A 25,395-nucleotide genomic window follows, 5' to 3' on the forward strand; every position below is an offset into this window, starting at 1 on the left:
TGCCGGGCACCGGTGTGTTACGGGGTATCAGCTCTGGTGGCCCTTGCGGCGGCGGGCGACCAGGTAGCCGCCGACGCCGACGAGCGCCGCCGCCGCGACGGAGAGTGCCGTGACCGGCGCGCCATTGCCGGTCTCGGCCAGGTCGCCGTCGCCCTCCTGCGACGAGGACGGAGACGGGGACGGCGACGGCTTCGCGGGCGCGGCCGGGGCCGAGGACGCCGGGGACTCGGGGGCGGCGGAGGGCTCGTCGGCCGGGGCGGGCTTGTTGCTGCCGCCCTCGCAGTCCGACCAGAACACCTTGTGCTTCGCCTTACCGTTCTCGCCGTCGAACGTCCAGAACAGCTTGTAGTGCCCGTCCGGCAGCGACAGATCCCGCGTACGCCCATGACCCTCGGCGTTCAACGTGAGCGAACCGGACTTCACCTTCTCGCCCTTCACCCCGGCGGTCGGGGCCCAGGCCTCGATCCACCACGTGGCGCGCTGCCCGCCGTCGAAATTGAACGCGTCGAGGTAGAACGTGCAGACGTGAGGCTCGTTCTTGCGGAGCTCCTCGCCGGTCCCGGAGTCGTGGATCTTAATGGTGCCGTTGTCGCCGGGGGGCGTGGCGTGGGCGGGGGAGACGAACAGCAGGGCAGACGCAGCTGCTACAGATACGGCCGCGGCGCCGGTAGCGGTCAAGGTGCGCATGGGGCGTCCTATTTTTGGGAAGAGGAGCGGGAGTTGGGGGGGGCGGCTCAGCTTCCTGCGCCCCGTCAGGGCGGTCAAGGCGCAGAACACCGCATCCGCCCCGTGCGCCCCGTAACATCCCAATAGTTCACCATAACGATAAGGTGAACGCCCCGTTCCGGTCCGTGAGTTGGCGTCAGAGCGTCGCGAACGACGCCACCAGCACAGCAGCCCCCGCAAGACCGATACCCCACGCCGTCCGCGTAAGCCGAAGACCACCCCCGACCACCACCGCGGCAAGGACAAGCGCACCCCCGAACGGCACCCAGGCGTGCAGAAAACCGGGGCCCCCGGTGCGGACCGCCTCATCCGTGCCGGGCTTGAGCGCCACCGGCACCGTCACACCCTTGCGCTCACCGAGCGACCGGTCGATGACCACACGGTCGCGGGGCTTGCTCGCCACCCGGGTCTTCGCCGGGGCATACGACCCCCAGCACCGCTCCTCGTCGCACCGCGACACCGAGAGCCTGCCCTGTTCCCGCTCGCTCGCGAACAGCACGTGCTGGGCCGTCGACCAGGACGTCCAGACACCCGCGACAAGCAGCAGCAGCGCAAGAAGTACGGATCCGGCGCGCCGCCCGAAGAGCAGCAGACCGGGCGCGGCGGTGGTGGCAGACATGGCCGCGATCCTTGGCCATGGATGTGCGTCAGGTCAACCGTGGCCTCCGCCACGCCCTCACGACCCCACCACCTGACGTACGCATTCCGGCTACGCGTTGTACGCGCTCTGCGCCCGCTCGAGCCCCTCGGTGACCAGACACTCGACCGAATCGGCCGCCCGGTCCACGAAGTAGTCGAGCTCCTTGCGCTCGCTCGACGAAAAGTCCTTGAGGACGAAGTCCGCGACCTGCATCCGACCCGGCGGACGCCCCACCCCGAAGCGCACCCGGAAGTAGTCCGAGCCGAGAGACTTGGTGATGCTCTTCAGACCGTTGTGGCCGTTGTCGCCGCCGCCCAGCTTCAGACGCAGCATGCCGTAATCGATATCGAGCTCGTCGTGGATGGCGACGATGCGGTCCGTCGGCACCTTGTAGAAGTCGCGCAACGCGGTCGTCGGGCCGCCGGACAGATTCATGTACGACATCGGCTTGGCCAGCACAACACGGCGACTGCCGGGACCCATCGGCCCGATCCGGCCCTCCAGAACCTGGGCCTGCGCCTTGCCGTGCCGCTTGAAGCCGCCACCGATCCGCTCGGCGAGCAGGTCGACGACCATGAACCCGACGTTATGGCGATTGGCGGCATAGCCCGGACCAGGGTTGCCGAGCCCGACGATCAGCCACGGGGCATTGGCGTCGGTGGTCATCTGCGTTTCTCCTTCGCGGCGCCTTCATCACGCAACCGCCGGGCGGACTGCGACGAGCCCGCCCGGCGGTTCACATCCAAGCGAGGATCAGGCCTCCGCGGCCTCTTCCTCACCCGCGGCCTCCGCGGCCGGCTCCTCGGCCTGCGCGGACAGGACCTGAAGGACGACGGCGTCCTCCTCGATGTCCAGCGTGGTGCCGGCCGGCAGCGTGATGTCCTTGGCCAGGACGGAGGCACCCGACTCCAGGCCCTCGACGGAGACGGTGAGCGACTCCGGGATGTGGGTGGCCTCGGCTTCGACCGGCAGCGCGTTCAGAACGTGCTCGAGCAGGTTGCCGCCGGGAGCCAGCTCGCCCTCGGTGTGGACGGGGATCTCCACGGAGACCTTCTCGCCCTTCTTCACGACGAGCAGGTCGACGTGCTCGAGAATGCCGATGCGGAGCGCGTCACGCTGCACGGCCTTGGGGATCACCAGCTGCTTCTTGCCCTCGATGTCCAGGTTGATCAGGACGTTCGAGGTGCGCAGCGCCTGCAGGGTGTCGTGGTGCGGCAGCGCGATGTGCTGCGGGTCGGTGCCGTGGCCGTAGACAACGGCGGGCAGCTTGTCGGCGCGACGGAGACGGCGGGCGGCGCCCTTGCCGAACTCGGTACGCGTCTCGGCGGAGATCTTCACTTCGGACATAAGCACTCCTCGTAGGGGATCCATGCGGATCGATGAGTCGATGGCGGTCACCCGGCCACGACTGGCCTGCTACGAAGAGCGCGTCGATAACGGACAGCCACACCTGCTCGCAAAAAGCAGTGCGGCCTCCCTCGCCGAGCAACTTGGGCAGTCTACTCGCCAGGAGGCCGCACCAGAAATCGATCTTCTGGAGATCTTCCAGGGCCGCAACCAGGGCGACCCGGGGCTCACAGCTCGCTCACTGCTCCTCGAAGAGGCTGGTCACCGAGCCGTCCTCGAAGACCTCCTTCAGCGCACGCGCGATCGTCGGCGCGATGGACAGGACCGTGATCTTGTCCAGCTCCAGCTCGCCCGGCGTCGGCAGCGTGTTCGTGAACACGAACTCACTGACCTTCGAGTTCTTCAGACGGTCCGCCGCCGGGCCCGACAGCACACCATGCGTCGCCGTCACGATGACGTCCTCCGCACCGTGCGCGAACAGCGCGTCCGCGGCCGCACAGATCGTGCCACCGGTATCGATCATGTCGTCGACCAGGACACACACCCGGCCCTCGACATCACCGACGACCTCGTGCACGGTCACCTGATTCGCCACGTCCTTGTCGCGCCGCTTGTGCACGATCGCAAGGGGCGCACCGAGCCGGTCGCACCAGCGGTCGGCAACCCGTACCCGGCCCGCGTCCGGCGAGACGACGGTCAGCTTGTCCCTGTCCACCTTCGTACCCACGTAGTCCGCCAGGATCGGCAGCGCGAAGAGGTGGTCCACCGGGCCGTCGAAGAAACCCACGATCTGGTCCGTGTGCAGGTCGACCGTGACGATCCGGTCCGCACCCGCGGTCTTCATCAGATCCGCGACCAGCTTGGCCGAAATCGGCTCACGGCCACGGTGCTTCTTGTCCTGCCGCGCATAGCCGTAGAACGGCACGATCACGGTGATGCTGCGCGCGGAAGCCCGCTTCAGCGCATCGATCATGATCAGCTGTTCCATGATCCACTTGTTGATCGGAGCCGTGTGGCTCTGGATCAGAAAGCAGTCGGCCCCACGCGCCGACTCCTGGTAACGGACGTAGATCTCGCCGTTCGCGAAGTCGAACGCCTTGGTCGGAACAACGCCGATGCCCAGCTGGGCGGCGACCTCCTCGGCCAGCTCGGGGTGGGCGCGGCCGGAGAAGAGCATCATCTTCTTCTCGCCGGTCGTCTTGATCCCGCTCACAGCACAGTCTCCTCAGACAGGTTCATCGCAGCCCGGAACGAGCCGGCCGAATGGTGTGCACTATCACGGTACGCCGCCTCAGGCGCACCTTTTTCCGGTCAGCTTTCACTGTCCGACTCCTGAGAAGCGCTCTGAGCCGCCTTCGCAGCCGCGCTCCCCGGACGCTTACGAGCCACCCAACCCTCGATATTCCGCTGCTGACCGCGGGCCACCGCGAGCGAACCGGGCGGCACATCCTTGGTGATCACCGAGCCGGCCGCAGTGTACGAACCGTCCCCGATGGTGACAGGAGCCACAAACATATTGTCGGCACCGGTACGGCAATGGGAACCGATGGTGGACGGGTGCTTCTCCTGCCCGTCGTAATTCACGAACACGCTCGCGGCACCGATGTTCGTGTGATCACCGATGGTCGCGTCCCCGACATACGACAGATGCGGCACCTTCGTGCCCTCGCCGATCGTGGCGTTCTTCATCTCCACGTACGTCCCGGCCTTCGCCCGCACACCCAGCTTGGTGCCCGGCCGCAGATACGCATACGGCCCGACGCTCGCCTCCTCACCGACCACGGCGGAGTCCGCCACCGTGTTGTCCACGCGCGCGCCGACGCCCACCACGGTGTCCTTCAGACGGGAGTTGGGCCCGACCTCGGCACCCTCCGAGATATGCGTCGAGCCAAGCAGCTGCGTACCCGGCAGCACGATCGAGTCCGGCTCGAACGTCACGCTGACATCAAGGAACGTACTGGCCGGATCCACGACGGTGACCCCGCCGAGCATCGCCCGCTCAAGCAGCCGGTCGTTGAGAATCCGCCGCGCCTGACTCAACTGCCCGCGGTTATTGATCCCGGAGATCTCCCGGTGATCGCCCGCGACCGAGGCACCGACACGGTGCCCCGCCTCCCGCAGGATCCCGAGCACATCCGTGAGGTACTCCTCGCCCTGACTGTTGTCCGTGCGCACCTTGCCGAGCGCCTTGGCGAGCAACTGCCCGTCGAAGGCGAACACTCCGGAGTTGATCTCCCGGATGGCCCGCTGCGCGGCGTCGGCATCCTTGTGCTCGACGATCGCGGTGACGGCACCGGAGGCGTCCCGCACGATCCGGCCGTACCCGGTCGCGTCCGGCACCTCGGCGGTCAGCACGGTGACGGCATTGCCGTCGGCGGTGTGCGTGGCGGCGAGCGCGCGCAGCGTCTCGCCGGTGAGCAGCGGAGTGTCCCCGCAGACGACGATCACGGTGCCGTCCACGGCCCCGTCGGCACTCAGCTCTTCGAGCCCCATGCGCACGGCGTGCCCGGTGCCGAGCTGCTCGGCCTGCACGGCGGTGCGCGCGGCCGCGTCGACCTGATCGAGGTGCGCGGTGACGAGCTCCCGCCCGTGCCCGACGACCACGACGAGCTCCGCGGGCTCGAGCTCCCGCGCGGCGGAGACGACATGGCCGACCAGGGAGCGGCCGCAGATCTCGTGCAGAACCTTGGGGGTCTTCGACTTCATGCGGGTGCCCTCACCCGCTGCGAGGACGACTACGGCGGCCGGGGGTGTGGCGCTCACGGGGGATGCCCTTCGGCTTCGGATGTGTTGCGGGGTGGACATCCGCAGGATACCGGGGCGTTGTGGGGCGGAAATGAGGACGGGTCCTGACCTGGTGGTCAGGACCCGAACTTAGATCTTGTGTGCTGTGGCTCCCCCGCAAGGATTCGAACCTTGACCTGCGGCCACCAAAAGACCGTGTGCTGCCTGGTTACACCACGGGGGACGGCCCTTAGACCTTACCTGAGATGTCGCTGAGCGTGGGCCACGATTCCGTTCCACCACCCCTCAATGCGCAGGTACAGGTGGGCGCTCTGGTTGACCGAGATGACTAGACAACCGTGGTAGTCGTCACCGGTGTTCTTACGGACGGTCTTTGGGTTGTGCTGCTTCAGCGTGGGCCTGCTGAAGACGTCGACGTCGACACCGATGACATCGGCCCAGTACTGGTGAGCGGCAGGAACGTCCGCGGACTCGTGGATCAGGAGGCGGTAGCCCCGGTGCTCCTGCTCGACGCCCATCAGGTCTAGCCAGGCCACAAAGGTCTCGATGACGCCGGAGTCGCTGTTGACGAAGATCACGCGTTCGCGACGGGCGTGCGGCTTGCTCTTGCTGCCTTCGGCCCAATACAGCGCTACCCCGACCAGGAACAGATCGCGGTCGGAGAGTTCGCCGACCTCCAGGTGTGCTGCACGCCTGACGCGCTCGCGCTCCTCGTCTTGAGCGCTGCGCAGGCGGGCCAGCCCCGCGTGCATGAGGGCCTGCTGTTCCTCCGGCGTGTAGCGCGGCTCGGGCCGCGGCAGGTCTCGCACCCAGAGCGAGATCGAACTCTTCGAGCAGCCGAGCTCCGCCTGGATTCGGTCGTACGTCCAGCCCTGGATCCGCAGCTCCCGGGCGCGCTCGCGGAGGTCGTCCTTGGCGTTCGGGCGCTTGGTCCACTCCGGTGGGGGCTCGCCCTTGACCAGTTGGTTGAGGATGTCGTTGTTGTAGACCTTCAGTTCGTTCCTGATCTGTCGGAGGCTGCAGCCCTGCTGGCGCAGGGCTATGGCTCGTTCGCGAAGAGACTCGAAGTCGGCGTACCTGCCTGTGATCTCACTCATAAGCCAACCCTCGTCCGGAATGCGGACGTCCGGCTCGAAAGCGCGATCGATTCACCAGTTCGGGTAATATCAGGCGGTTTCGCTTCCGCTCGAACGCCGCGCGTGCCAGTGCCCCGGTATCTGTGGTTCCGGAAACTCCCCGGCTGGGCGCAGGTCCGCGCCCGTACGCTGGAGGGCATGACCACGACGGGGGTAGAGCACGAGGAAGCGGCCGGGGGGCCGCTGTGGTGGGGGCGGCGGCGTAGTGCCGTGCTCGATGTGGGGCTCGGGGTGGTGTCGGCCGTGGAGTGTGCGGCCGAGGGGGTCGGGTCCGCGGAGCGGGCCGGGCTTCCGGTCGCCGTGGGCGTGGTGTTCGGGCTGCTCGTCGGGGCCGTGCTCGTGTTCAGGCGGCGGTGGCCGATCGCCGTTGTCCTCGTCACCGTCGCGGTGACCCCGGCCAGCATGGGGTTTCTGCTGACGGTCGTGGGCCTTTACACCCTGGCCGCCTCCGAGGTGCCGCGGCGGATCACCGCGGCGCTCGCCGGGATGTCGCTCGCGGCCACGATGATCGTCACGTTCGTGCGGACGCAGCAGGACATAGCGCGCGGGGATCTGCAGATCGGTGAGTGGTTCGTGCCGTTCATCGCCGTCGCCGCCTCGCTCGGTGTCACCGCGCCTCCCGTGCTGCTCGGCCTGTACGTGGGGGCGCGGCGCCGTCTGATGGAGAGCCTGCGGGAGCGTGCGGACAGCCTGGAGCGGGAGCTTCAGCTGCTTGCGGAGCGGGCGGAGGAGCGGGCCGAGTGGGCGCGGAACGAGGAGCGCACGCGGATAGCCCGGGAGATGCATGACGTGGTGGCGCACCGGGTGAGCCTGATGGTGGTGCACGCGGCGGCGGTGCAGGCGGTGGCGCACAAGGATCCGGAGAAGGCGGCGCGGAATGCCGCGCTGGTCGGGGACATGGGGCGGCAGGCGTTGACCGAGCTGCGGGAGATGCTGGGGGTGCTGCGTTCCGCCGAGCGGGATGAGTCGGAGGGGCCTGCGGCGGTGCGGGGTGGTGGCGTGCCGGTGCCGCTGGCTTCCGTGGGTGCGGCGGCGGCCGAGGCGGCGGCTCGGGCGGAGGATGTGGCTCCGGGTGCGGACCTGGTTGTGGATGACGGTCCTTTCCTGGCCGAGGTGGACGGTCCTTTCCTCGCCGAGGTGGAGGAGCTGGTCGGGCAGTCGCGGGCCGCGGGCATGGCCGTGGAGTTGTCGGTGGACGGGGTGCCGGGCCGCTATCCGGCGGGGGTGGAGCGGACCGCGTACCGGGTGATCCAGGAGGGTCTGACCAACGTCCACAAGCACGCGCCGGGCGCGAAGGCGCATGTACGGCTGGCGCACCGGGGTGCCGAGGTGGCGATGCAGGTGGAGAACGAGCCGCCGCCGGAGGGCGGAGCCGGGTCGCCGGGGCTGCCGAGCGGCGGCAATGGCCTGGTGGGGATGAAGGAGCGGGTCAGCGCGCTGGGCGGGGTGTTCGTGTCGGGGCCGACGGAGGCGGGGGGTTTCCGGGTGTCGGCGGTGCTTCCGGCGCGGTCCGGCTCGTCGGGCGGGTGAGCGGGTCCTGTGCTTCGGGCGGGTGAGCGGGTGTGCGCTCCTGAGGGTTACGCCGTTGCCGGTCGTACGGGTGGCTGTGCCGTTGCCGGTCGTATGGCTGGCTGTGTGGCTGTGCCGTATTCAGCCGTACGGGTGACTACGCCGTGGTGAGTCGTACGGGAAGTGCCCCGGTGAGCAGCGTCGCGAGGGCGTCGTCGATGTCCGGGCCCAGGTACCAGTCGCCGGTGTGGTCCACGGCGTAGACGCGGCCCTCGTTGTCGATGGCGAGGAGGGCCTGGGTCTCGGTCTCCTCGCCGAGTGGGCAGATCTCCGTGTCCAGGGCGCGGCCCAGGTCGCCGAGGATGCGGGCCAGGTGGAGGCCGCGGAGTGGGTCGAAGTGGAGGGGTACGGGCGCGACTTGGCGTCCGGGGCCGGTGGGGTTGACCGTCAGTCCGCCGAATTCCGCCCAGGCTTCGACGGCGGCCGGGAACACGTTGTGCCGGTGGCCCGCGGGTGAGGCGTGCTCGCGTAGTGCGTCGGCCCACCGTTCGGCCTGCTGTATGTCCCAGCGGCCGGGCTGCCAGCCGGCCTCGCGCAGGGCGGCGTCGACGGGCACGGGGAAGCGTGTGGTGGATGTGCGGTCGGTGGTGCGGTCGAAGGGCATCAGCCTTCAGTCTCCGTGGGGTTGATGATGCGTACGCCGAAGTGCGCGACGAGTGCGGTGCAGGAGCGGCAGGGTGGGGCGAAGGATCCGTGGAGCGGGTCGCCGGCCTCGCGGATCCGGCGTGTGGTGAGTTTGGAGTTTTTCAGTGCTTTGCGTGCTTCGCCCGGGGTGAGTGGTTTGTCCTTGTTGCGGCGGGACTTGGCCGCCCGGGCGGTCTCGACCGCGGTGAGATGGCGGGAGATGAGGAGTGCTTCGGGGCAGCGGCCGGTGAAGCGTTCGCGCTGGCCGCTCGTCAGGGTGTCGAGGAAGTCCTTGACGAGCGGGTGGAGTTCGGGTGTCGCGTCGGAGCGGCCCGCGGTGGAGGTGAGTGTCTCGCCGCGTACGGAGAGGGCGGCGGCGACGGTGGGCAGGATCCCGTCGCGGCGGTGCCGCAGGGTGGGTGGGGCGGCGGCTTCGGCGGTGCCGCTCCAGGTGAGCCGCGGGTCACCTGGAGGGTGAGCTGGTGCGGTGTGCATGGTGGTACGTCCCTCCCGGCGGTGGCGTCGGCCCCTCTCCCGGCCGTGTTCTGACGACAGGGCCTGGCGCCGGCCGCGCGTCCCGCACTCCCTGAGTGCGGGAACAGACTGCCAAATGGGGTGCCTGGTGCGGAAGCTGGGGCGGTGTGTGCTGCGTCGTATTCGATGCACGTCACGGCGCACGCGACGGCGCGTGTCACGGACGGGTGGCCGCAGGTCACGGAAGCGGAGGTCGCGGAAGCGGAGGTCCGGTGACCGGTGGTGCGTCAGCGCTTAGGCTGTGGGGGCAGTGGCGCGGTACGCGGTGACAAGCGGCGCGTCGTTACGGATCCACGCAGGGGGCAACCGCCATGACGACAGGTCGGCTCGGGCAGCAAGCCGCGCCGCCGAACGCGGCTTACGCCGGGCAGGTCGTGCAGTTCCCGGACCCGGTCCGGGCCGCGCGCCACCCCAGAGGCGTACGCGTGGACGAACACGGCTATCCGGACTTCTCGCCCTTCGCGCGCGCGGCGGCCGAGATCGCCGAGCCCCCCGAGGGTTTCGGCGTCGACGAACTCCGCCTCACGGACTACGTCTCGGCGAACGCCGCGCTCTCCGCCGACGGACACACCTTGTGGGACACCGTCCCCGCGGTGGCGACCCCGCACGGCTGGACCTGGCACCACGTGCCCCGCACCCGCCGCGTCGAGCTGGTCCCGGTCGAGGTGAAGGCGCTGCTGCGGCACCACGGCGGCCTGGCCACGGCGCCGGTCGACCAGAACAAGCGGGGCACCCGGCCGCTCCAGGAGACCCGCCCGGTCCACTTCGGGCTGCCGAAGAGCGCGCTCGCGGTGACCGAGCAGCAGCTGGTCGGCGTCGAGGAGGATCTGGGGTACCGGCTGCCGGGTGCCTACCGGGCGTTCCTGAAGGCGGCGGGCGGCTGCGCCCCGGTCGGCGTCGCGCTCGACGCGGACCTCGGGCTCCTGGTCGACCAGCCGTTCTTCACGGTCCGCGACGAGGCCGCGGTCAACGACCTCTACTACGTCAACAAGTGTCTGCGCGATCACCTCACAAAGGACTACCTCGGTGTGGGCTTCGTGCAGGGCGGCCTGATTGCCGTGAAGGTCAAGGGCGACCGGATCGGCTCGGTCTGGTTCTGCGCGTACGACGACGCACGGGACATCGGCGATACGGCGGGCTGGACCATAGGAGAGCGCATGGAACGGCTGTTGCTGCCGCTCGGCGAGGACTTCGACGCCTTTCTGTCCCGGCTCGCGGGCAGCCCGCCGGAGCTGGAGACCGTGGCGAACCTGATGGTGGACGGCGGCTTCGCGCGCGCCGTGCCGGTAGCGGCGTAAGGGGTGACCGCGATGGTGACGTTCGCGCAGGCGCAGGAGCGCGCCGAGGACTGGATCAATGGCGGCGTGCCCGCGTATCAGCACCGTGAGGTGCGGGTGCGGGAGTTCGACCTCGGGTTCGTGGTCTGGGCCGAGGATCGCGAGGAGGGCCCGACCTCGGACGGCGGCCGCCAGCGGCTCGTCATCGCCCGGGACAGCGGCGAGGCCACGCTCTGGCCCGCGCTGCCCGTGGGCGAGGTGATCCGGCGGTACGAGGAGGACTACGGCGGCCCGGACGCGGCCCCGGAACCGGCCGCGCCCCCACCGGAGCGGGTGGATCTGAACCAGACGTCGTTCCTGCTTTCGCCACCCGAGTGGTTGCAGGAGGCGGCTGATCAGTTGGGGATTCCGGATCGGCGGGGGGCGGGTGAGGCTTCGGCTGGGCCTTCGGCTTCGGCCGGGGCTTCGACTGGGGCTTTGGCGGATCCTTCGGCTTCGGCGGGGGCTCCGGTTTCGGCGGAGGCTGAGGCTTCGGCGGGGGCTGGGGTGGAGGCTGCCTCGCCTGACGGCTCGGCTTTGGGGGGCGGTTCTGGCCCGACCTCCGGTGGGTTCGACTCCGCTTCGCGTGGGTCCGTGTCCACCTCCGGTTCCAGTGGGTTCGACTCCGCCTCGGGCGGGTCTGCGTCCACCTCCGGTGGGGACTCCCTTTCCGGTGATTTCTCGTCCAGCAGCGCGCCCACGAGCGGTACTCCGTGGGCCGGTACGGACACCAACGCGGACGCGGGCGAGGAGGACCTCTCCGTACCGCTGCCCGCGACCGTGTTCTCGCCGCCGCTCTCCGGTGACGACGAGGACAAGCCGCCGTCCGTCGCGCCCGACGCCAAGACGGCACTGATGTCGGGTGGCAGCCAGCTGCCGCCGACCACCCAGGCTCCGGCCTTGGGGCGTGACGACTCCGGGGCTCCGGGTCAGCCGGGCCAGCCGGGCCAGCCGGGTGAGGAGCCCGCGGGTGCGCCCGCGTACGGCTACCCGCAGGCCGGTGCCCCGCAGGCCGGTGCCCCGGAGGCCGGTATCTCGCAGCCGCCCGCCGCACCCCCGGTCGCGCCGTCCGCGCCCCCGGCCGCTCTTGGCGTGCCCGCGCCGCCCGGGGCCCCGGGCGCCCCGGCCTCGCCGCCGGTTTCGCCCGACGCCGATACGACCGGTGGTCCGGCCCCGTCAGGTCCGGGTGCGCCTGGAACCCCGGCCGGTGGCTACGTACCGACACAGCTGGTCTCCGCGCTCGGGCCCGACGGGCCACAGCCGCCCGCGCCGCCCGCGCCTTCCGAGCCCAAGTCCGAGGAGGACAAGGGCGATTCGGCGGACAGCGGTGGCAGTGGCAGTGACGGTGGCGGCGGCAGTGTGCACCACGCCGCAACGATGTTCGCCGACCCGAACATGATGGGTCCCGGTGGTCCGGGTGCTTCGGCTGGTCCGGGTGCGCCGAAGCCTCCGGGTCCGCCCGGTGCTCCCGGTAGTCCCGGTGCGCCGAAGCCCCCCGGCCCGCCTGGTGCTCCTGGTGCTCCCGGTGCACCCGGCGCGTCCAGCACCCCGCCGCCCGGTGCGTCCGGCGGTGGCGGCGGTGGCGTACACCAGGCCGCGACCATGCTCGCCGGGCCCGCGGTCGGTGGCCCGGGTGCGCCCGGTGCACCCGGCGCCCCGCAGCCGCCCGGCCCGCCGCCGGGCGCCCCGGGCATGCCGCCCGGCGCAGGCCCACAGCCCGCCCCCGGCCAGCCGGGGCCAGCGGGCCAGCCCGCCCCCGGCCAGCCGATGCCTCCCGCCCAGCCGATGCCTCCCGCCCAGCCGATGCCCGGCCAGGCACCCGGCGGCCCCGGCGGCCCCGGCGCACCCGGCGCCCCCGGTGCGCCTGGCGCCCCCGGTGCGCCTGGCGCCCCCGGTGCGCCTGGCGCAGGCCCGCAGCCCGGACCACCGCCCGGTCCGCAGCCCGGACCATCGGCCGCCCCCGCGCCCGGACCGACCCCGGCCGCACCCCCGGCATACGGCTACCCGCAACAGCCCCCTACCGGCCAGCCCACGGTCGGCCCCGGCTATCAGGCCGTGCTCCGCTACCGCGCGCAGGACAGCTCCGAGCAGCAGCTCATCCGTCGCTCGGCGCCCGGTATGCCGCACCCGGAGTGGCAGATCCTGCATGAGCTGCGCGCCCTGAACGTGCCGCCGCAGCAGGTACTCGAGCTCCATACCGAGCTGGAGTCCTGCGAGCTGCCCGGTGCGTACTGTGCCCGGATGATCCGTGAGACCTGGCCGCAGGCGCGGATCACGAGCATCGCCCCGTACGGCAAGGACCACACGTCCCGGCAGCAGGGCATGCAGCAACTCCTCGCGCACCAGGGCGAGTTGCACCAGGTCGCGGACGGTCCGGCGCGCCCGGCTCCGGTGCGGGCCCCGGTGCAGCCGGTGCAGCCCGTGCCGCCGGTTCCGCCGGAGGGTGTGGCACACGAGTTGGCCGGGGCGTTCGGGCCGCAGGGCATCTTCCGCTTCGATCAGCGGGCGGTGTCGCGGCAGGGCGTACCCGACATCGTGGCGCACACGTTGGTGTGGGCCGGTCTGCCGGTCGACTTCAGCCCGTTCTTCTGGGCGCAGGCGCAGCCGGGCCGTCCGGTGCCGACCCTCGCCGAACTGGCGCAGGAGCGGCAGGTGCAGGCCGCCTCGGACGCGGGCTCGTACCTGGTGATGGGCTCCGATTTCGGCAAGGCGATCTGTGTGCAGTACGGCACGGCGCACATCGTCGCCGTGCCGGTCGAGGCCGGTTCCCCTGCGGGTGAGCACAGCGCGCCCGCGGTGCCTCAGTTCGTGAACACCGGTCTGCCGGAGTTCGTCCGCTGTCTGGCCCTGCTCGGCCGGATGTGGCGGCTGCGTTACGGCCTCAACCAGGAGCAGGCGGGTCGCTGGACGGTCGATTTCCAGCAGCAGTTGGCCGCCTTGGACGGGGCCGCGCTGTCGTCGCCGGAGAACTGGTGGTCCGTCCTGCTCGAGCAGATGTGGGACGGGCTGCTCTGACCGTCTGAACCCCTCTCGGACCGAATCGGGGAATTGGGCGGAGTGTCGCATTATGGACACCTCCGTTCGATCCATCAGGATGTGCGCCGAAAGCGCAGGCGCCACATCCGGCCGAGAGGGGCCTCCAGATGAGTGCACCGTCGACACCCCCACCCCACGGCTTCTTCGTCGTCCGCGGCCGCGGCTACCGTCCCGCCCAGGTCGATGCGTACGCCGCCGAGGTCTCCGAGGAGCGGGACGCCGCCTGGGAGCGGGCGGCCCGGCTCACCGTGCTCGCCAAGGAGATGGGGGCGGAGGTTCAGCGCCTGCGCGAGAAGGTCGCGCGGCTGACCCCGCAGACGTACGACACCCTCGGCGCCCGTGCCGAGGAGCTCTTCGCCACGATCCAGGAGGAGGCGGACGAGGTGCGCGCCGCCGGACAGGCGGACGCCCAGCGGGTGACGGGCGCGGCACAGTCGTACGCGGAAGAGGTACGTGGCCAGGCACGCGCGTACGCCGATCAGGTGCGCGGCGAGGCCGAGGAGCGGGCGCGGCGGCTGCTGCTCGCCGCCGAGGGGACGGCCGACGCGGAGCTGACCGCCGCCCGACGCCACGCCGATGAGCTGCGCCGCGAGGCCGAGGCCGCGCTGCGCGAGACCCGGCGGCGCGGCGAGAGCCTGCTGGCCGACCTCGACAAGGTGCATGCCGAACGGCGGGAGGCGGCGGACCGTGAGGCGGCCGACCGCGCGGCCGAGTTGGACGCCCATCACGTCGAGCTGACCGCGGCCGCCGAGTCCGGGTTCTCGGACGCCAAGCGGGCCTTCGCGGAGGCCGAGGAGGCGGCCCGGCACGGCCAGGAGGACGCCGAGGCGCGCGCCGCGGAGCTCGTGGCCGAGGCGCGGATGCGGGCGGAGCGTGTGGAGCGGGAGACGGAGCGGGTGCTGCGCGAGCACGAGGAGGCCCGGGACGAGGTGCGGGCGCACATGGACAACGTACGCAGCAGCCTGACTTCGCTTACGGGCAAGGTGGCGGAGGAGGACGAGGACGAGGTGCCTCCGGGCGGTACGGGTACGGGCGCTGGTACCAGTACGGGTACGGTGCCGGGTCCGACGGACGGCTCCGACTCGTGATCGCGGGGCCCGGTCCTCAATCCCCGGACGCGCCGGACGTGCCGGACGTGCCGGACGGCTGCTTCAGTACGGGGAACCGGCGCGGGGCCACGAACAGCAGGACGAGGAAGGCGAGGCCCGCCGCGCAGGCCGCGCCCAGGTAGACCGCGTCGACGGCGGCGTCCACGGCGCGGCGGAGCCGTTCGGCCTCGGCAGCCCGGTGTGCGAGCGCGCCGCCGTCGAGGGTGCGGGCCACCGAGTCGAGGTCTCCGGCGCCGCCGATGCGGGCGGCGAGCACCCCGTTGGCGACGGCGCCGAAGAGCGCGGCGCCGACGGTCTGGCCTATCTGGCGGCAGAACAGCACGGAGGCCGTGGTGGTGCCGCGTTCCTCCCAGTCGACGGTGGACTGGACGCCGACGATCAGCGGCAGCTGGAAGAGCCCGAGCGCGGCACCGAGCAGCAGCATCAGCAGGGCGGGCTGCCAGGCGACGCCGGGGTAGGGCAGGAACTGGAAGGCGAGCAGCACCAGGGCGGCCGCGGCGATGCCGGTCATCGCGGAGTTACGGAAGCCGATCCGGCGGTAGACGTGCTGGCTGAAGGCGGCGGAGACGGGCCAGCTCAGGGTCATCACGGAGAGCACGAATCCGGCGGCGACGGGGCCGAGTTGGAGTACGGACTGGGCGTACGTCGGCAGGAAGGCGGTCGGCGCGACCATGAGGAGCCCGAGCGCGCCGAGGGCGAGGTTGACGGCGGCGTTGGTGCGTCGCCGCCACACCCAGCCCGGAATGATCGGCTCCGCGGCCCGCCGTTCCACGACCACGGTGACCGCGGCGAGCACGCCCCCGGCCCCGAAGAGCGCGAGCGAGGGCACCGAGAGCCAGGGCCAGGCGACGCCGCCCTGGACCAGGGCGGTGAGTACGGCCCCACCGGTGGCGAAGACGCACAGCGCCCCGGCCCAGTCGATCCGAGGCCGTGGGGAGGAGGTCCGGCGGGCGCCGCCGGACGGCTCGCGCAGATGGCGACCGATGAGCCAGAGGGCGACGCCGCCGACGGGGAGATTGATGAGAAAGATCCACCGCCAGTCGGCATACCCCGCGAGCAGCCCACCCACGGCCGGTCCCGCGACCGACGATACGGCCCACACGGTGGACAACTTGGCCTGGATCCGCGGCCGTTCCTTGAGCGGGTACAGATCGGCGGCGAGCGTCTGCACGGTCCCCTGTATGGCACCGCCACCAAGCCCCTGCACGATCCGGAACGCGATGAGGGACGCCATGTCCCAGGCCCCGGCACAGAGCAGCGAGCCGACGAGGAAGACGACGATGCCGGTGAGCAGGACCGGCTTACGGCCGAAGGTGTCGGACAGCTTGCCGTAGACGGGAAGCGTGACGGTGACGGCGAGCAGATACCCGGAGAACAGCCACGAGAAGACGGCGAACCCGCCGAGGTCACCGACGATCTGCGGGATGGCGGTGGCGATGATGGTCGAGTCGAGCGCGGCGAGCGCCATGGCGAGCATGAGCGCGGCGACAACGGGCCCACGACGCTCCGGGGCGCCGGGTACCCCGGCTACCCCGGTCTCCTTGACGGGGTCGCCCCCGCCCCCGGTCGAGTCCGCCGTACCGTGTTCCGCCCCGCTCACCGGAAGATCCCTTCCCCCTGCACGTATCCATCCGCGAGACACCATCTCACTTTCCCCTCGCGGAGAGGGGCCCCGGCATGGCTCTCCGTCACGCGCGCGTTCCGTCACGCATGCTGACCCTTCGCTATGGGGTCAGTTCAACGGTCCCTCCGCTGCGCCAGGTTGGAAGACACTCCCGTAAGGAAGCACGCCCTGAACAACCTGGACGAAGACTCACTTCCAGGGCCATTCGCGCAGCTGACGGTATAGAGATCACCCGACGCATCGATGTCGTGCACGCCACAACCTCCCTTTACGATAGTCGCCGTTGACGCAGCCACGATCATCTGGCACGTCCCGCAAGTCACTTCTTGATCTTCGGGGGTACCGCACATGGCAAAAGGCGATCTCGTTCTCAGCCTCACCGGGCTCGATGACCTGGCAGGCGAACTCCGATCGATCAAGAAGCGGATGGACGACACGGGCCGCTTCGAGCGTGAACTCGGGCAAGGCGAGATAGGGGACAGCAGGGCATTCGATGCCCTGCAGAACTTCGTGGACGGCTGGAAGGACGGCCGTAAGGAGATCGACGCCGGTCTTGAAGGCGTGTCCAAGCAGGCGCAGGAAATCGTGGACAAGTTCACCGAACAAGACGTGAAGCTCAAGAACGCCCTGGAGAAGGACAAGAAGGGATGAGTGCGTTCATGAGCGACGGATCGACAGCAACGGGACTGCCCAGCACCAGCGAGCCGCTTGGTGTGCACATCCTCGTACCCAGTACGTGGCGCGAGTTTGATGTGCATCCGGCAACCGTCAATGAATCCATCCGCGAGATGGTGGCGGAAAAGATCAAGGAACGTCCCGAACTCGCCGAGCACAAGGCCGCACTGAGGAGGCTGCTCAAGAACTCCGCAGGGCTGGCGAGGGAGAACAACGTCGTCTACTCAAGCGCCATGGCGGAGATCATTGACGGCGAAACCATGACCGCGAGCCTGATGATCAGCATCGCGAAAGCGGAGAACGACCGGACCGGCGAGGTGGCGAAGACCGGTCTTGACACGCTCCTGTCCACGCTCAAGCCCATAGCTCCGGGACGCCGGCCGACCGATCCTTGGCGGCGGGTCAGCGTCGTCGAACTCCAAGACGCGACGCGGGCAGTGCGCAGCGAGGGCATCGAGGACATCGAGCTACCGGACGGCAAGGGTAGCTATCGCGCGGTCATGATGCAGACCTTCGTCCCGTATCCGGGTGATGACCCCAAGGTCGCCGTCATCACCGCGAGCACCCCGCAACTCGCCCTGGCAGAACCGATGCTGGAACTCTTCGAAGCGATCTCCGCCACCTTCCGTTTCGTGTACGCCGTGGCCGAAGGCGACAACACTGAGGGGAGCGCCTGATGTCACGCCCAACGGACTGGCACAACCTCGACCTGCACGACGACCCGACCCCGGGTGACCCGTCCGAAATCACTCGGCAGGGCAGGCACTACAAGGAATTCGCCGCGGACGTAGGGGAAGTTCGCCGGGCACTGAAGAACGCCGCCAACGACTCTGTCATTAAAGACGCGGCGGGCAAGGCCATGGAGTCGTTCAAGGACAACATCGGGAAGCTGCCGGGGCAGTTGGACAAGCTCCACGAGTCCTACGACAGACTTGCCGACGCGCTGCTGAAATACTCCGGCAAAGTGAACACAGCGCAGGCGTCGGCGGACTCCGCTCTGTCCAAGGCCCGGGTGCTCCGTGGCGATCTCAGGAAGGCGGAGGCCCGGCTCAAGACCGCTTCCACGGAAGCCGATCGGACGGCCTCGGCGAAGGACCGGGTGAAGGACTCGGGCGGCGGCGACCCGCCGCCGCCGGACTCGGCGAAGGTGCGGGAGGCCGTACGCAACGCCAAGTACGCCAGCGAGCAACAGTCCGCCGCGGAAGACCAAGTGAGCAGCCTTGAGGCTCAGTTGGCGGAGTTGAAGGCGAAGGCAGAGGAGGCGGGGCAGGACCATCGCTCGGCCACCACGGAGTTCGTGCACGACATCGAAGGCGCGTCCGATGCCGGCATTCAGAACAAGGAGTGGTACGAGAAGGTAGGCGACTTTGTCGCCGAGCACTGGGACGGCGTCATCACCTTCCTCAAGATCGTGGTGGCCGTCGTCGGCATTGTGATGCTCTTCTGCACCGCCGGTTGGCTCCTTGCCATCTTTGCTGTCGCAGCTCTCTTGGTCCTGGCCGACACCATTCGCAAGGTGGCCCAAGGCAAGGCGGGCTGGGGTGACTTGTTGATGGCCGCGCTGGACTGCATTCCGGTCCTGGGCAAGTTCGCCATGTTGGCCAAGGCCCACAAGCTCCTGGGCGGGTATAAGACCGCGCTGAAGGTGGCGAAGATCGAGCGCGGTATGCGGGGTGTAACCAAATTCTGGCGCATGGGATCGCAGCTGAAGGGATTCCAGAAGCTCGGCTTCGCATTCAGCAAGACCATGGCCAAGAACACCACCGCGGACTTCTTGAACGGCGGTGTGGACAAGGTCAAGGAGAACGCACTGAAGAACGCCGTCATGGCGGGAATCGGAGTTGGCGCGGGCGCTGCGGTGGAAAAGGGTTTCGAGAAGGCGCCCAAAATCCTGCGCGACAGCGGAATGACCGACTGGAGTCGGAGCGAATACGCAAAGATTTCCCAGGATCTGGCCGGGCGAGACAGCCAAAAGTGGCAATCCATCATCGGGAGCACCTCGGGCCTGGTCACGGGTGCGGCCAAGGTGACCGTGGATACTGTGGCCTTCGGAGAGGACTTCAGCACCACGGGCATTGTCTCCGAAACTGCCTCCGGGTTCGGAGGCAAGGGGGGTGTCACTTACTCGCCCGGACTTCTCCCGGCCGGTAAATTCAAGTGAGTCCCTTCACAGTTACCTCCAAGCGCGCCAAGGCGTTCTCTGTACGCGTCCGGTAATCGCGGTATTCGAGGCTGCCGTCTTCTCGTACGTCCACGGTGTCGGTGGGCTCCGTAATGCTTGCAAGATGCCTTGCTGCGAGGTCCTTGGCCGCTCGCAGCAAGGCATCGGCGACGGCCCGCGGAGGCGATGCGTCAATCGTCTTGCCCCAGCGGCTGATCACCAGCGTTCCGTCTCTTTTGATCTTGAACTTGGCGGTGGTCTCGTAGTCGAACCGGAACGTTCCTCGTCCGCGTTCGATGAGCGTGCCCACCCCGTCCAGCAATTGGAGCATGGCAAGGAACACGTACAGACCTGGGCCTCCGTCAGGATGTTTCTTCCACCGAGTCGTGATCTGTCCGGTGCTACCGACGATGTCCAGATGGCCCACGAACGTCCCATCGGTCACGTCATCCTGGTCGTGATGCACGGTGAATCGAAACTCAGGCATTACCAGCCGTCCTTGCGTTCCAGGCGTTCCTTGCGTTCCTGGCGTTCCAATTCCTGGAGTTCCTTCAGCTGTTCAGGCGTCGCGCCGTGCCACTTCCCACCCATTCTGGCCGCCACAGCCAGCTGCCAGGCCTGCTCGCTTACCTCTTCGGGGCGGTCATCGGTATCCAGGAACGGCCGCCGTGGCCGGATGAGGATCAGGTCTTCGAGCCGTCCGCGCGGCGCGATCACGCCGCCGAACCGGGGGTCGCCCGCGAACAGGAACCCTTCATCGCGAGCGGCTGCCAAGGTGCGCTTCCACTTCTTCCCCATCGTGGGGGACCGCCGCGCGACGATTTCGATGCTCTTTTCCGGATTGTCGGGGTTGGAGACCTTGAAATGATGGAAGCCATGCTTGACCGCGGCTTCGTGACGCTTCGACCTGTCTGCCGGGGCGGCTTGCCAGGCGTAGGTCCCCAGGATCGGCCGGATGCTCTTCAGCTGCTCCGAGCGAAACGAACACAGGAAAACCCCGACCAGTGAGGGTGCTGCCACGATGGCCAACGGGACCCAGGTCAGGCCATCGACCACCTGCTCCCATGCCGCCACCACGAACCAGGGAAGCAGGAACACGCCGAACGTCCACCAGATCTGCCCCCACGTGACGCGCCTCCTCACCCTTTTCCAGGCCCGGAGGGTCTCGGGGTCTCCAAGCGCGCCCTGAGGCGATTCGTTCCGCATGTAGGTCCAAGCCCTTCTTCAGTTCGGCGGCGCCGCTCGGGCGGCATCGTCGCGTTCCGCATGACTCTGTCAACGGGCTCTGTCCGCACGCAAGGCGTGGTCATCCGGATTCGGAATGTAGTTGTCTGCGCGCGGAACGTGATAGCGCCCCGGTCGCGGCGGCCCCGACTCGCCACCCGGACCGCAATCCCCCCACCCGTCGTACGCTGGACACCCCCGGCCCGTTTGACGTGTCGGGTCGTTTGCGTTGCCCCCGCCCAGCCAGGGGCCCGTACACCCGTAGCACCCGCACCCCCGGACGGAAAGCGAAGCCTTCATGAGCCTGCACGGTCTTCTTGACGCCGTTGCCAAGGACGGCGCACTCGCGGAAGCGGTGAAGGCCGCCGGCGACGGCCATCGGATGCACGTCGACCTGGTCGGTCCGCCCGCCGCCCGTCCCCTCGCGGTGGCCGCGCTCGCCCGGGGTACGGGCCGCACGGTGCTCGCCGTCACCGCCACCGGGCGGGAGGCCGAGGATCTGGCCGCCGCGTTGCGGTCGATGATGCCGAGCGGTCAAGAGAACACCGTCGTCGAGTACCCCTCCTGGGAGACCTTGCCGCACGAGCGGCTTTCGCCCAGGTCCGACACCGTGGGCCGCCGCCTCGCCGTGCTGCGCCGACTCGCCCACCCCAGTACCGACGACCCCGAGACCGGGCCCGTCTCCGTCGTCGTCGCGCCTATTCGGTCCGTGTTGCAGCCGCAGGTCAAGGGGCTGGGCGATCTTGAGCCGGTGAGTCTTAAGCAGGGGCAGACCGCTGATCTTGAGAAGGTCGTGGACGCCCTGGCCGCTGCCGCGTACGCGCGCGTCGAACTCGTCGAGAAGCGTGGCGAGTTCGCCGTACGCGGGGGGATTCTCGATGTCTTTCCGCCGACCGAGGAGCATCCGCTTCGGATCGAGTTCTGGGGCGACGAGGTCGAGGAGATCCGGTACTTCAAGGTGGCCGATCAGCGGTCCCTGGAGATTGCCGAGTACGGACTCTGGGCGCCGCCCTGTCGTGAGCTGCTGCTGACCGAGGATGTACGGGAGAAAGCCGCCGCGCTTGCCGAGCTCCACCCCGAGCTGGGCGAGCTGCTCGGTAAGATCGCCGAGGGCATTGCCGTCGAGGGTATGGAGTCGCTGGCTCCGGTGCTTGTCGACGACATGGAGCTGTTGCTCGACGTACTCCCGGGCGACTCCATGGCCGTCGTCTGCGATCCCGAACGCGTGCGGACCCGGGCCGCCGACCTGGTCGCCACCAGCCAGGAGTTCCTACAGGCCAGCTGGGCCGCCACCGCCGGGGGCGGCAGCGCGCCGATCGACGTCGGGGCGGCCTCGCTCTGGGGGATCGCAGATGTGCGGGAGCACGCCCGCGAGCTCGGGATGATGTGGTGGTCCGTCTCGCCGTTCGCCGCCGACGAGGTGGACGCCAGTGGCGACGGCGACACGATCAAGCTCGGCCTGCACGCGCCCGAGAGTTACCGCGGCGACACCGCCCGCGCCCTTGCCGACACCAAGGGCTGGCTGGCCGACGGCTGGCGTGCCGCGTATCTCACCGAGGGCCACGGGCCTGCCGCCCGCACCGTGGAGGTGCTCGGCAACGAGGGCATCGCGGCGCGGCTCGACGCCGATCTCGGTGAGCTGACGCCGTCCGTCGTCCATGTGGCGTGCGGTTCGGTCGAGTACGGCTTCGTCGCGCCGGAGCTGAAGCTCGCCGTGCTCACCGAGACCGATCTGACCGGGCAGCGCACCGCGGGCCGCGAGGGCACCCGGATGCCGGCCCGGCGTCGCAAGACCATCGACCCGCTCACCCTCGAGTCGGGCGACTACATCGTGCACGAGCAGCACGGCGTGGGCCGCTATATCGAGATGGTGCAGCGGGTGGTGCAGGGCGCGACCCGCGAGTATCTCGTCGTCGAGTACGCGCCCGCCAAGCGCGGCCAGCCCGGCGACCGGCTCTACATTCCCACCGACCAGCTGGAGCAGATCACCAAGTACGTCGGCGGCGAGTCCCCGACGCTGCACCGGCTCGGCGGCGCCGACTGGACCAAGACCAAGGCGCGCGCCAAGAAGGCCGTGAAAGAGATCGCTGCTGATCTCATCAAGCTGTACTCGGCCCGGATGGCGGCACCCGGGCACGCCTTCGGCGGCGACACCCCGTGGCAGCGCGAGCTGGAGGACGCGTTCCCGTACGCGGAGACCCCCGACCAGCTCTCCACCATCGCCGAGGTCAAGGAGGACATGGAGAAGTCGGTTCCGATGGACCGGCTGATCTGTGGCGACGTCGGCTACGGCAAGACGGAGATCGCCGTGCGCGCCGCCTTCAAGGCGGTGCAGGACGGCAAGCAGGTCGCCGTCCTCGTGCCGACGACGCTCCTCGTGCAGCAGCACTTCGGGACGTTCAGTGAGCGCTATGCCCAATTCCCCGTCAGCGTACGGGCGTTGAGCCGTTTCCAGTCCGACGCCGAGGCGAAGGCGACCCTGGAGGGGTTGCGGGACAGCTCGGTGGACATCGTGATCGGTACGCACCGGCTGTTCTCGTCCGAGACCAAGTTCAAGGACCTGGGCCTGGTCATCGTCGACGAGGAGCAGCGGTTCGGCGTCGAGCACAAGGAGCAGCTGAAGAAGCTCCGCGCCAATGTCGACGTCCTGACGATGTCCGCGACGCCCATTCCCCGTACGCTCGAAATGGCCGTCACCGGCATCCGCGAGATGTCGACGATCACGACCCCGCCCGAGGAGCGGCACCCGGTCCTGACGTTCGTCGGGCCGTACGAGGAGAAGCAGATCGGCGCCGCGATCCGCCGCGAACTGCTCCGCGAGGGCCAGGTCTTCTATATCCACAACCGCGTCGAGTCCATCGACCGCGCCGCCGCCCGGCTGCGCCAGATCGTGCCGGAGGCGCGGATCGCCACGGCGCACGGCCAGATGTCCGAACAGGCCCTGGAACAGGTCGTCGTGGACTTCTGGGAGAAGAAGTTCGACGTGCTCGTGTCGACGACGATCGTCGAGTCCGGGATCGACATTTCCAACGCCAATACGTTGATTGTGGAGCGGGGTGACAATTTCGGGCTCTCGCAGCTGCACCAGCTGCGCGGGCGCGTCGGCCGTGGCCGCGAGCGCGGCTATGCGTACTTCCTGTACCCGCCGGAGAAGCCGCTGACCGAGACGGCGCACGAACGGCTCGCCACCATCGCGCAGCACACGGAGATGGGCGCGGGTATGTACGTGGCGATGAAGGACCTGGAGATCCGTGGTGCGGGCAATCTGCTCGGTGGCGAGCAGTCCGGCCATATCGCGGGTGTCGGTTTCGATTTGTACGTACGGATGGTGGGCGAGGCGGTCGCGGACTACCGGAAGTCCCTGGAGTCCGGGGAGATCGAGGAGGAGCCGCCGCTCGAGGTGAAGATCGAGCTGCCCGTCGACGCGCACGTCCCGCACGACTACGCGCCCGGCGAGCGCCTTCGTCTCCAGGCTTACCGCGCCATCGCCTCCGCCAACTCCGAGGAAGACGGCAAGGCCGTCCGCGAGGAGCTCACCGACCGGTACGGCAAGCTGCCGGAGCCGGTGGAGAACCTGCTGCTCGTGGCCGGGCTGCGGATGCTTGCGCGGGCCTGCGGGGTCGGCGAGATCGTGCTTCAGGGCAACAACATCCGGTTCGCGCCGGTGGAGTTGCGCGAGTCGCAGGAGCTCCGCCTCAAGCGGCTCTACCCGGGCACGGTCATCAAGACGGCCACCCACCAGGTCCTGGTCCCGCGCCCGAAGCCGAAGACGCTCGGCGCGAAGCCGCTGTCGGGGCGCGAACTGCTCGCGTGGACCGGGGAGTTCCTGGCGACGATCCTCGGGTCGTAGGCGTAACGGCCCTCGGTCGTAGGTGTACGGCGTCGGTCGCAGGCGTATGGCCCTCGGCTCGTCGTCGTACAGCGCTCGGCTCGTCGTCGTGCGGCGCGGGCCCGCCCGTGGAGCTCCGTCACGTGCTCCACGGGCGGTCGAACCGGTCGGTTTCCCCTGATTTCACCCGTATCACTTCCGAAGATACGCCGCCTCTTCGGGGATGCCCAGCGGCGCCCGGTACCGTCGGGATCGGAGAAACACTGATCACGGAATCTTGGGGGAGAGCGTGATGGCGGTTTTCGGAGCAGTCGTGGGGCTGGCCCGGTTTCCGGTGAAGTCGATGCAGGGCGAGCGGTGCGAGCGGCTCGGCTTCGACGGGCGCGGGGCGGTCGGTGACCGTGCGTGGGCGCTGCGCTACGCGGACGGCAAGCTCGGCAGCGGCAAGAACCACCGCCGCTTCCGCAAGAGCCCGCACCTGATCGAATGCACCGCCACATACGAAGGCCCGGACGCGCCCGTCAGCATCACGCTGCCCAGCGGCGAGCGGGTGCACCCCGGCGACCCGAGGCTTGCCGAACTCCTCGGCCCGGACGCCGCGTTGGCCCGCGAGCCGCAGCCTCCGGCCGGTACGGAGCTCAAGGAGGTCTGGCACCAGGACCAGGGCGCCGTCTCCCTCGTCAGCACGGGCTCGCTGTGCGCCCTCGGCGAGCTGCTCGGCGACGGGCCCGACGCCCCCGCCGATCTACGCCGCTTCCGCAAGAACATCGTGATCGAGAACGACGAGCCCTGGTCCGAAGAGGCCCTGGCCGGACACGAGATCCTCCTCGGCGGCCCCGATGGGGTGCGGCTGCGCGTCACCGAGCGGGTGCCCCGCTGCGTCATGACGACCCTGCCGCAGCCCGGCCTGCCCGCCGACAACCGCATCCTCAAGACGCTCACCGCCGAACGGGACATGTGCTTCGGGATGTACGCGGACGTGGTGGCACCCGGCACGGTCGCGCTCGGCGACGCTGTGACCGTGGCGGGCAACTGACGTACCGGCGGGCGTGGGTGCAACCAACCCGTGGGCCGTTGTCGTCGTCGGTGGATACGCTCGA

The 25,395-nt window shown here is 69.3% G+C and carries 21 protein-coding genes and 1 tRNA gene; 9 read left to right on the forward strand and 13 right to left on the reverse strand.

Annotation, left to right across the window (positions count from 1 at the left end; genetic code table 11):
• Nucleotides 1–27 precede the first annotated feature (27 nt).
• The 8 genes from ACWD10_RS03365 to ACWD10_RS03400 form a co-directional block, all read right to left on the reverse strand.
• On the reverse strand, nt 28–687 hold the full coding sequence (locus ACWD10_RS03365) for an LPXTG cell wall anchor domain-containing protein (RefSeq protein WP_451086452.1): 660 nt from the start codon (nt 685–687) through the stop codon (nt 28–30).
• A gap of 175 nt (nt 688–862) precedes the next feature.
• Complete coding sequence (locus tag ACWD10_RS03370; RefSeq protein ID WP_451086454.1) at nt 863–1,345, reverse strand: hypothetical protein; 483 nt, start codon at nt 1,343–1,345, stop codon at nt 863–865.
• Between the two features lie 90 nt (nt 1,346–1,435).
• Nucleotides 1,436–2,032: an aminoacyl-tRNA hydrolase gene (gene pth / locus ACWD10_RS03375; RefSeq protein WP_451086456.1), complete on the reverse strand. Its 597-nt coding sequence runs from the start codon at nt 2,030–2,032 to the stop codon at nt 1,436–1,438.
• An 87-nt stretch (nt 2,033–2,119) separates the two neighbouring features.
• The gene (locus ACWD10_RS03380; RefSeq protein ID WP_451086458.1) at nt 2,120–2,713 is read right to left on the reverse strand and encodes a 50S ribosomal protein L25/general stress protein Ctc; all 594 of its coding nucleotides are present in this window, start codon (nt 2,711–2,713) and stop codon (nt 2,120–2,122) included.
• A 238-nt stretch (nt 2,714–2,951) separates the two neighbouring features.
• Entirely contained in the window at nt 2,952–3,926 is a 975-nt protein-coding gene (locus ACWD10_RS03385; protein ID WP_451086460.1) for a ribose-phosphate diphosphokinase, read from the reverse strand.
• A 98-nt stretch (nt 3,927–4,024) separates the two neighbouring features.
• Nucleotides 4,025–5,476, reverse strand: a complete 1,452-nt coding sequence (glmU, locus tag ACWD10_RS03390; protein ID WP_451086462.1) for a bifunctional UDP-N-acetylglucosamine diphosphorylase/glucosamine-1-phosphate N-acetyltransferase GlmU — start codon at nt 5,474–5,476, stop codon at nt 4,025–4,027.
• A gap of 128 nt (nt 5,477–5,604) precedes the next feature.
• A tRNA-Gln gene (locus tag ACWD10_RS03395) sits at nt 5,605–5,681 on the reverse strand.
• 13 nt (nt 5,682–5,694) lie between these two features.
• Nucleotides 5,695–6,555: a hypothetical protein gene (locus tag ACWD10_RS03400; protein WP_451086464.1), complete on the reverse strand. Its 861-nt coding sequence runs from the start codon at nt 6,553–6,555 to the stop codon at nt 5,695–5,697.
• Nucleotides 6,556–6,732: 177 nt separating this feature from the next.
• On the opposite strand from ACWD10_RS03400, the gene ACWD10_RS03405 reads away from it, so the two are divergent.
• Nucleotides 6,733–8,124: a sensor histidine kinase gene (locus tag ACWD10_RS03405; protein WP_451086466.1), complete on the forward strand. Its 1,392-nt coding sequence runs from the start codon at nt 6,733–6,735 to the stop codon at nt 8,122–8,124.
• Nucleotides 8,125–8,260: 136 nt separating this feature from the next.
• Here ACWD10_RS03405 and ACWD10_RS03410 read toward each other — a convergent pair whose 3' ends face one another.
• Nucleotides 8,261–8,767 carry an SUKH-3 domain-containing protein gene (locus ACWD10_RS03410; protein WP_451086468.1) on the reverse strand — a complete coding sequence of 169 codons (507 nt, stop codon included), beginning with the start codon at nt 8,765–8,767 and terminating at the stop codon, nt 8,261–8,263.
• Complete coding sequence (locus ACWD10_RS03415) at nt 8,767–9,282, reverse strand: YwqJ-related putative deaminase (RefSeq protein WP_451086470.1); 516 nt, start codon at nt 9,280–9,282, stop codon at nt 8,767–8,769. Before ACWD10_RS03415 ends, ACWD10_RS03410 begins: the two co-directional genes overlap by 1 nt.
• 350 nt (nt 9,283–9,632) lie before the next feature.
• On the opposite strand from ACWD10_RS03415, the gene ACWD10_RS03420 reads away from it, so the two are divergent.
• The 3 genes from ACWD10_RS03420 to ACWD10_RS03430 all read left to right on the forward strand — a co-directional run bounded on the left by ACWD10_RS03420 (nt 9,633) and on the right by ACWD10_RS03430 (nt 14,761).
• Nucleotides 9,633–10,619 (forward strand): SMI1/KNR4 family protein, encoded by a 987-nt coding sequence (locus tag ACWD10_RS03420; RefSeq protein ID WP_451086472.1) that lies wholly within the window; start codon nt 9,633–9,635, stop codon nt 10,617–10,619.
• Nucleotides 10,620–10,631: 12 nt separating this feature from the next.
• Nucleotides 10,632–13,652, forward strand: coding sequence for an SUKH-4 family immunity protein (locus ACWD10_RS03425; protein WP_451086474.1), 3,021 nt, complete (start codon nt 10,632–10,634; stop codon nt 13,650–13,652).
• A 128-nt stretch (nt 13,653–13,780) separates the two neighbouring features.
• Entirely contained in the window at nt 13,781–14,761 is a 981-nt protein-coding gene (locus ACWD10_RS03430; protein WP_451086476.1) for a cellulose-binding protein, read from the forward strand.
• A 16-nt stretch (nt 14,762–14,777) separates the two neighbouring features.
• On the opposite strand, the gene ACWD10_RS03435 is transcribed toward ACWD10_RS03430, so the two are convergent.
• Entirely contained in the window at nt 14,778–16,427 is a 1,650-nt protein-coding gene (locus ACWD10_RS03435; protein ID WP_451086478.1) for an MFS transporter, read from the reverse strand.
• A 327-nt stretch (nt 16,428–16,754) separates the two neighbouring features.
• Between ACWD10_RS03435 and ACWD10_RS03440 the strand changes: the two genes are divergently transcribed.
• From ACWD10_RS03440 to ACWD10_RS03450, 3 genes are read left to right on the forward strand one after another with little or no spacing between them, the layout of a single operon-like run.
• Nucleotides 16,755–17,057: a hypothetical protein gene (locus tag ACWD10_RS03440; protein ID WP_451086480.1), complete on the forward strand. Its 303-nt coding sequence runs from the start codon at nt 16,755–16,757 to the stop codon at nt 17,055–17,057.
• Nucleotides 17,054–17,758, forward strand: a complete 705-nt coding sequence (locus tag ACWD10_RS03445) for a hypothetical protein (RefSeq protein WP_451086482.1) — start codon at nt 17,054–17,056, stop codon at nt 17,756–17,758. Before ACWD10_RS03440 ends, ACWD10_RS03445 begins: the two co-directional genes overlap by 4 nt.
• Nucleotides 17,758–19,242: a putative T7SS-secreted protein gene (locus tag ACWD10_RS03450; RefSeq protein WP_451086484.1), complete on the forward strand. Its 1,485-nt coding sequence runs from the start codon at nt 17,758–17,760 to the stop codon at nt 19,240–19,242. The genes ACWD10_RS03445 and ACWD10_RS03450 overlap by 1 nt, the downstream gene beginning before the upstream one ends.
• Here ACWD10_RS03450 and ACWD10_RS03455 read toward each other — a convergent pair.
• Both ACWD10_RS03455 and ACWD10_RS03460 read right to left on the reverse strand, forming a co-directional pair.
• Nucleotides 19,235–19,729 (reverse strand): hypothetical protein, encoded by a 495-nt coding sequence (locus ACWD10_RS03455; RefSeq protein WP_451086486.1) that lies wholly within the window; start codon nt 19,727–19,729, stop codon nt 19,235–19,237. The two genes, ACWD10_RS03450 and ACWD10_RS03455, sit on opposite strands and share 8 nt — an antisense overlap.
• Nucleotides 19,729–20,340: a hypothetical protein gene (locus ACWD10_RS03460; protein WP_451086488.1), complete on the reverse strand. Its 612-nt coding sequence runs from the start codon at nt 20,338–20,340 to the stop codon at nt 19,729–19,731. Before ACWD10_RS03460 ends, ACWD10_RS03455 begins: the two co-directional genes overlap by 1 nt.
• Before the next feature lie 424 nt (nt 20,341–20,764).
• On the opposite strand from ACWD10_RS03460, the gene mfd reads away from it, so the two are divergent.
• Nucleotides 20,765–24,316, forward strand: a complete 3,552-nt coding sequence (gene mfd, locus ACWD10_RS03465) for a transcription-repair coupling factor (protein WP_451086490.1) — start codon at nt 20,765–20,767, stop codon at nt 24,314–24,316.
• Nucleotides 24,317–24,587: 271 nt separating this feature from the next.
• Nucleotides 24,588–25,331: an MOSC domain-containing protein gene (locus tag ACWD10_RS03470; protein WP_451086492.1), complete on the forward strand. Its 744-nt coding sequence runs from the start codon at nt 24,588–24,590 to the stop codon at nt 25,329–25,331.
• The last annotated feature ends 64 nt before the right edge of the window (nt 25,332–25,395 follow it).

This window comes from Streptomyces sp. NPDC002851 (assembly GCF_053591935.1).

Bases quoted from the DNA above. Each gene is read 5' to 3' on its own strand.
- ACWD10_RS03445 (WP_451086482.1), top strand. From the start codon at position 17,054: ATGAGTGCGTTCATGAGCGACGGATCGACAGCAACGGGACTGCCCAGC.
- ACWD10_RS03405 (WP_451086466.1), top strand. From the start codon at position 6,733: ATGACCACGACGGGGGTAGAGCACGAGGAAGCGGCCGGGGGGCCGCTG.
- ACWD10_RS03365 (WP_451086452.1), bottom strand. From the start codon at position 687: ATGCGCACCTTGACCGCTACCGGCGCCGCGGCCGTATCTGTAGCAGCT.
- ACWD10_RS03415 (WP_451086470.1), bottom strand. From the start codon at position 9,282: ATGCACACCGCACCAGCTCACCCTCCAGGTGACCCGCGGCTCACCTGG.
- ACWD10_RS03400 (WP_451086464.1), bottom strand. From the start codon at position 6,555: ATGAGTGAGATCACAGGCAGGTACGCCGACTTCGAGTCTCTTCGCGAA.
- ACWD10_RS03430 (WP_451086476.1), top strand. From the start codon at position 13,781: ATGAGTGCACCGTCGACACCCCCACCCCACGGCTTCTTCGTCGTCCGC.
- ACWD10_RS03435 (WP_451086478.1), bottom strand. From the start codon at position 16,427: ATGGTGTCTCGCGGATGGATACGTGCAGGGGGAAGGGATCTTCCGGTG.
- ACWD10_RS03410 (WP_451086468.1), bottom strand. From the start codon at position 8,767: ATGCCCTTCGACCGCACCACCGACCGCACATCCACCACACGCTTCCCC.
- ACWD10_RS03370 (WP_451086454.1), bottom strand. From the start codon at position 1,345: ATGTCTGCCACCACCGCCGCGCCCGGTCTGCTGCTCTTCGGGCGGCGC.
- ACWD10_RS03425 (WP_451086474.1), top strand. From the start codon at position 10,632: ATGGTGACGTTCGCGCAGGCGCAGGAGCGCGCCGAGGACTGGATCAAT.
- ACWD10_RS03455 (WP_451086486.1), bottom strand. From the start codon at position 19,729: ATGCCTGAGTTTCGATTCACCGTGCATCACGACCAGGATGACGTGACC.
- mfd (WP_451086490.1), top strand. From the start codon at position 20,765: ATGAGCCTGCACGGTCTTCTTGACGCCGTTGCCAAGGACGGCGCACTC.
- ACWD10_RS03440 (WP_451086480.1), top strand. From the start codon at position 16,755: ATGGCAAAAGGCGATCTCGTTCTCAGCCTCACCGGGCTCGATGACCTG.
- ACWD10_RS03470 (WP_451086492.1), top strand. From the start codon at position 24,588: ATGGCGGTTTTCGGAGCAGTCGTGGGGCTGGCCCGGTTTCCGGTGAAG.
- ACWD10_RS03380 (WP_451086458.1), bottom strand. From the start codon at position 2,713: ATGTCCGAAGTGAAGATCTCCGCCGAGACGCGTACCGAGTTCGGCAAG.
- pth (WP_451086456.1), bottom strand. From the start codon at position 2,032: ATGACCACCGACGCCAATGCCCCGTGGCTGATCGTCGGGCTCGGCAAC.
- ACWD10_RS03450 (WP_451086484.1), top strand. From the start codon at position 17,758: ATGTCACGCCCAACGGACTGGCACAACCTCGACCTGCACGACGACCCG.
- ACWD10_RS03420 (WP_451086472.1), top strand. From the start codon at position 9,633: ATGACGACAGGTCGGCTCGGGCAGCAAGCCGCGCCGCCGAACGCGGCT.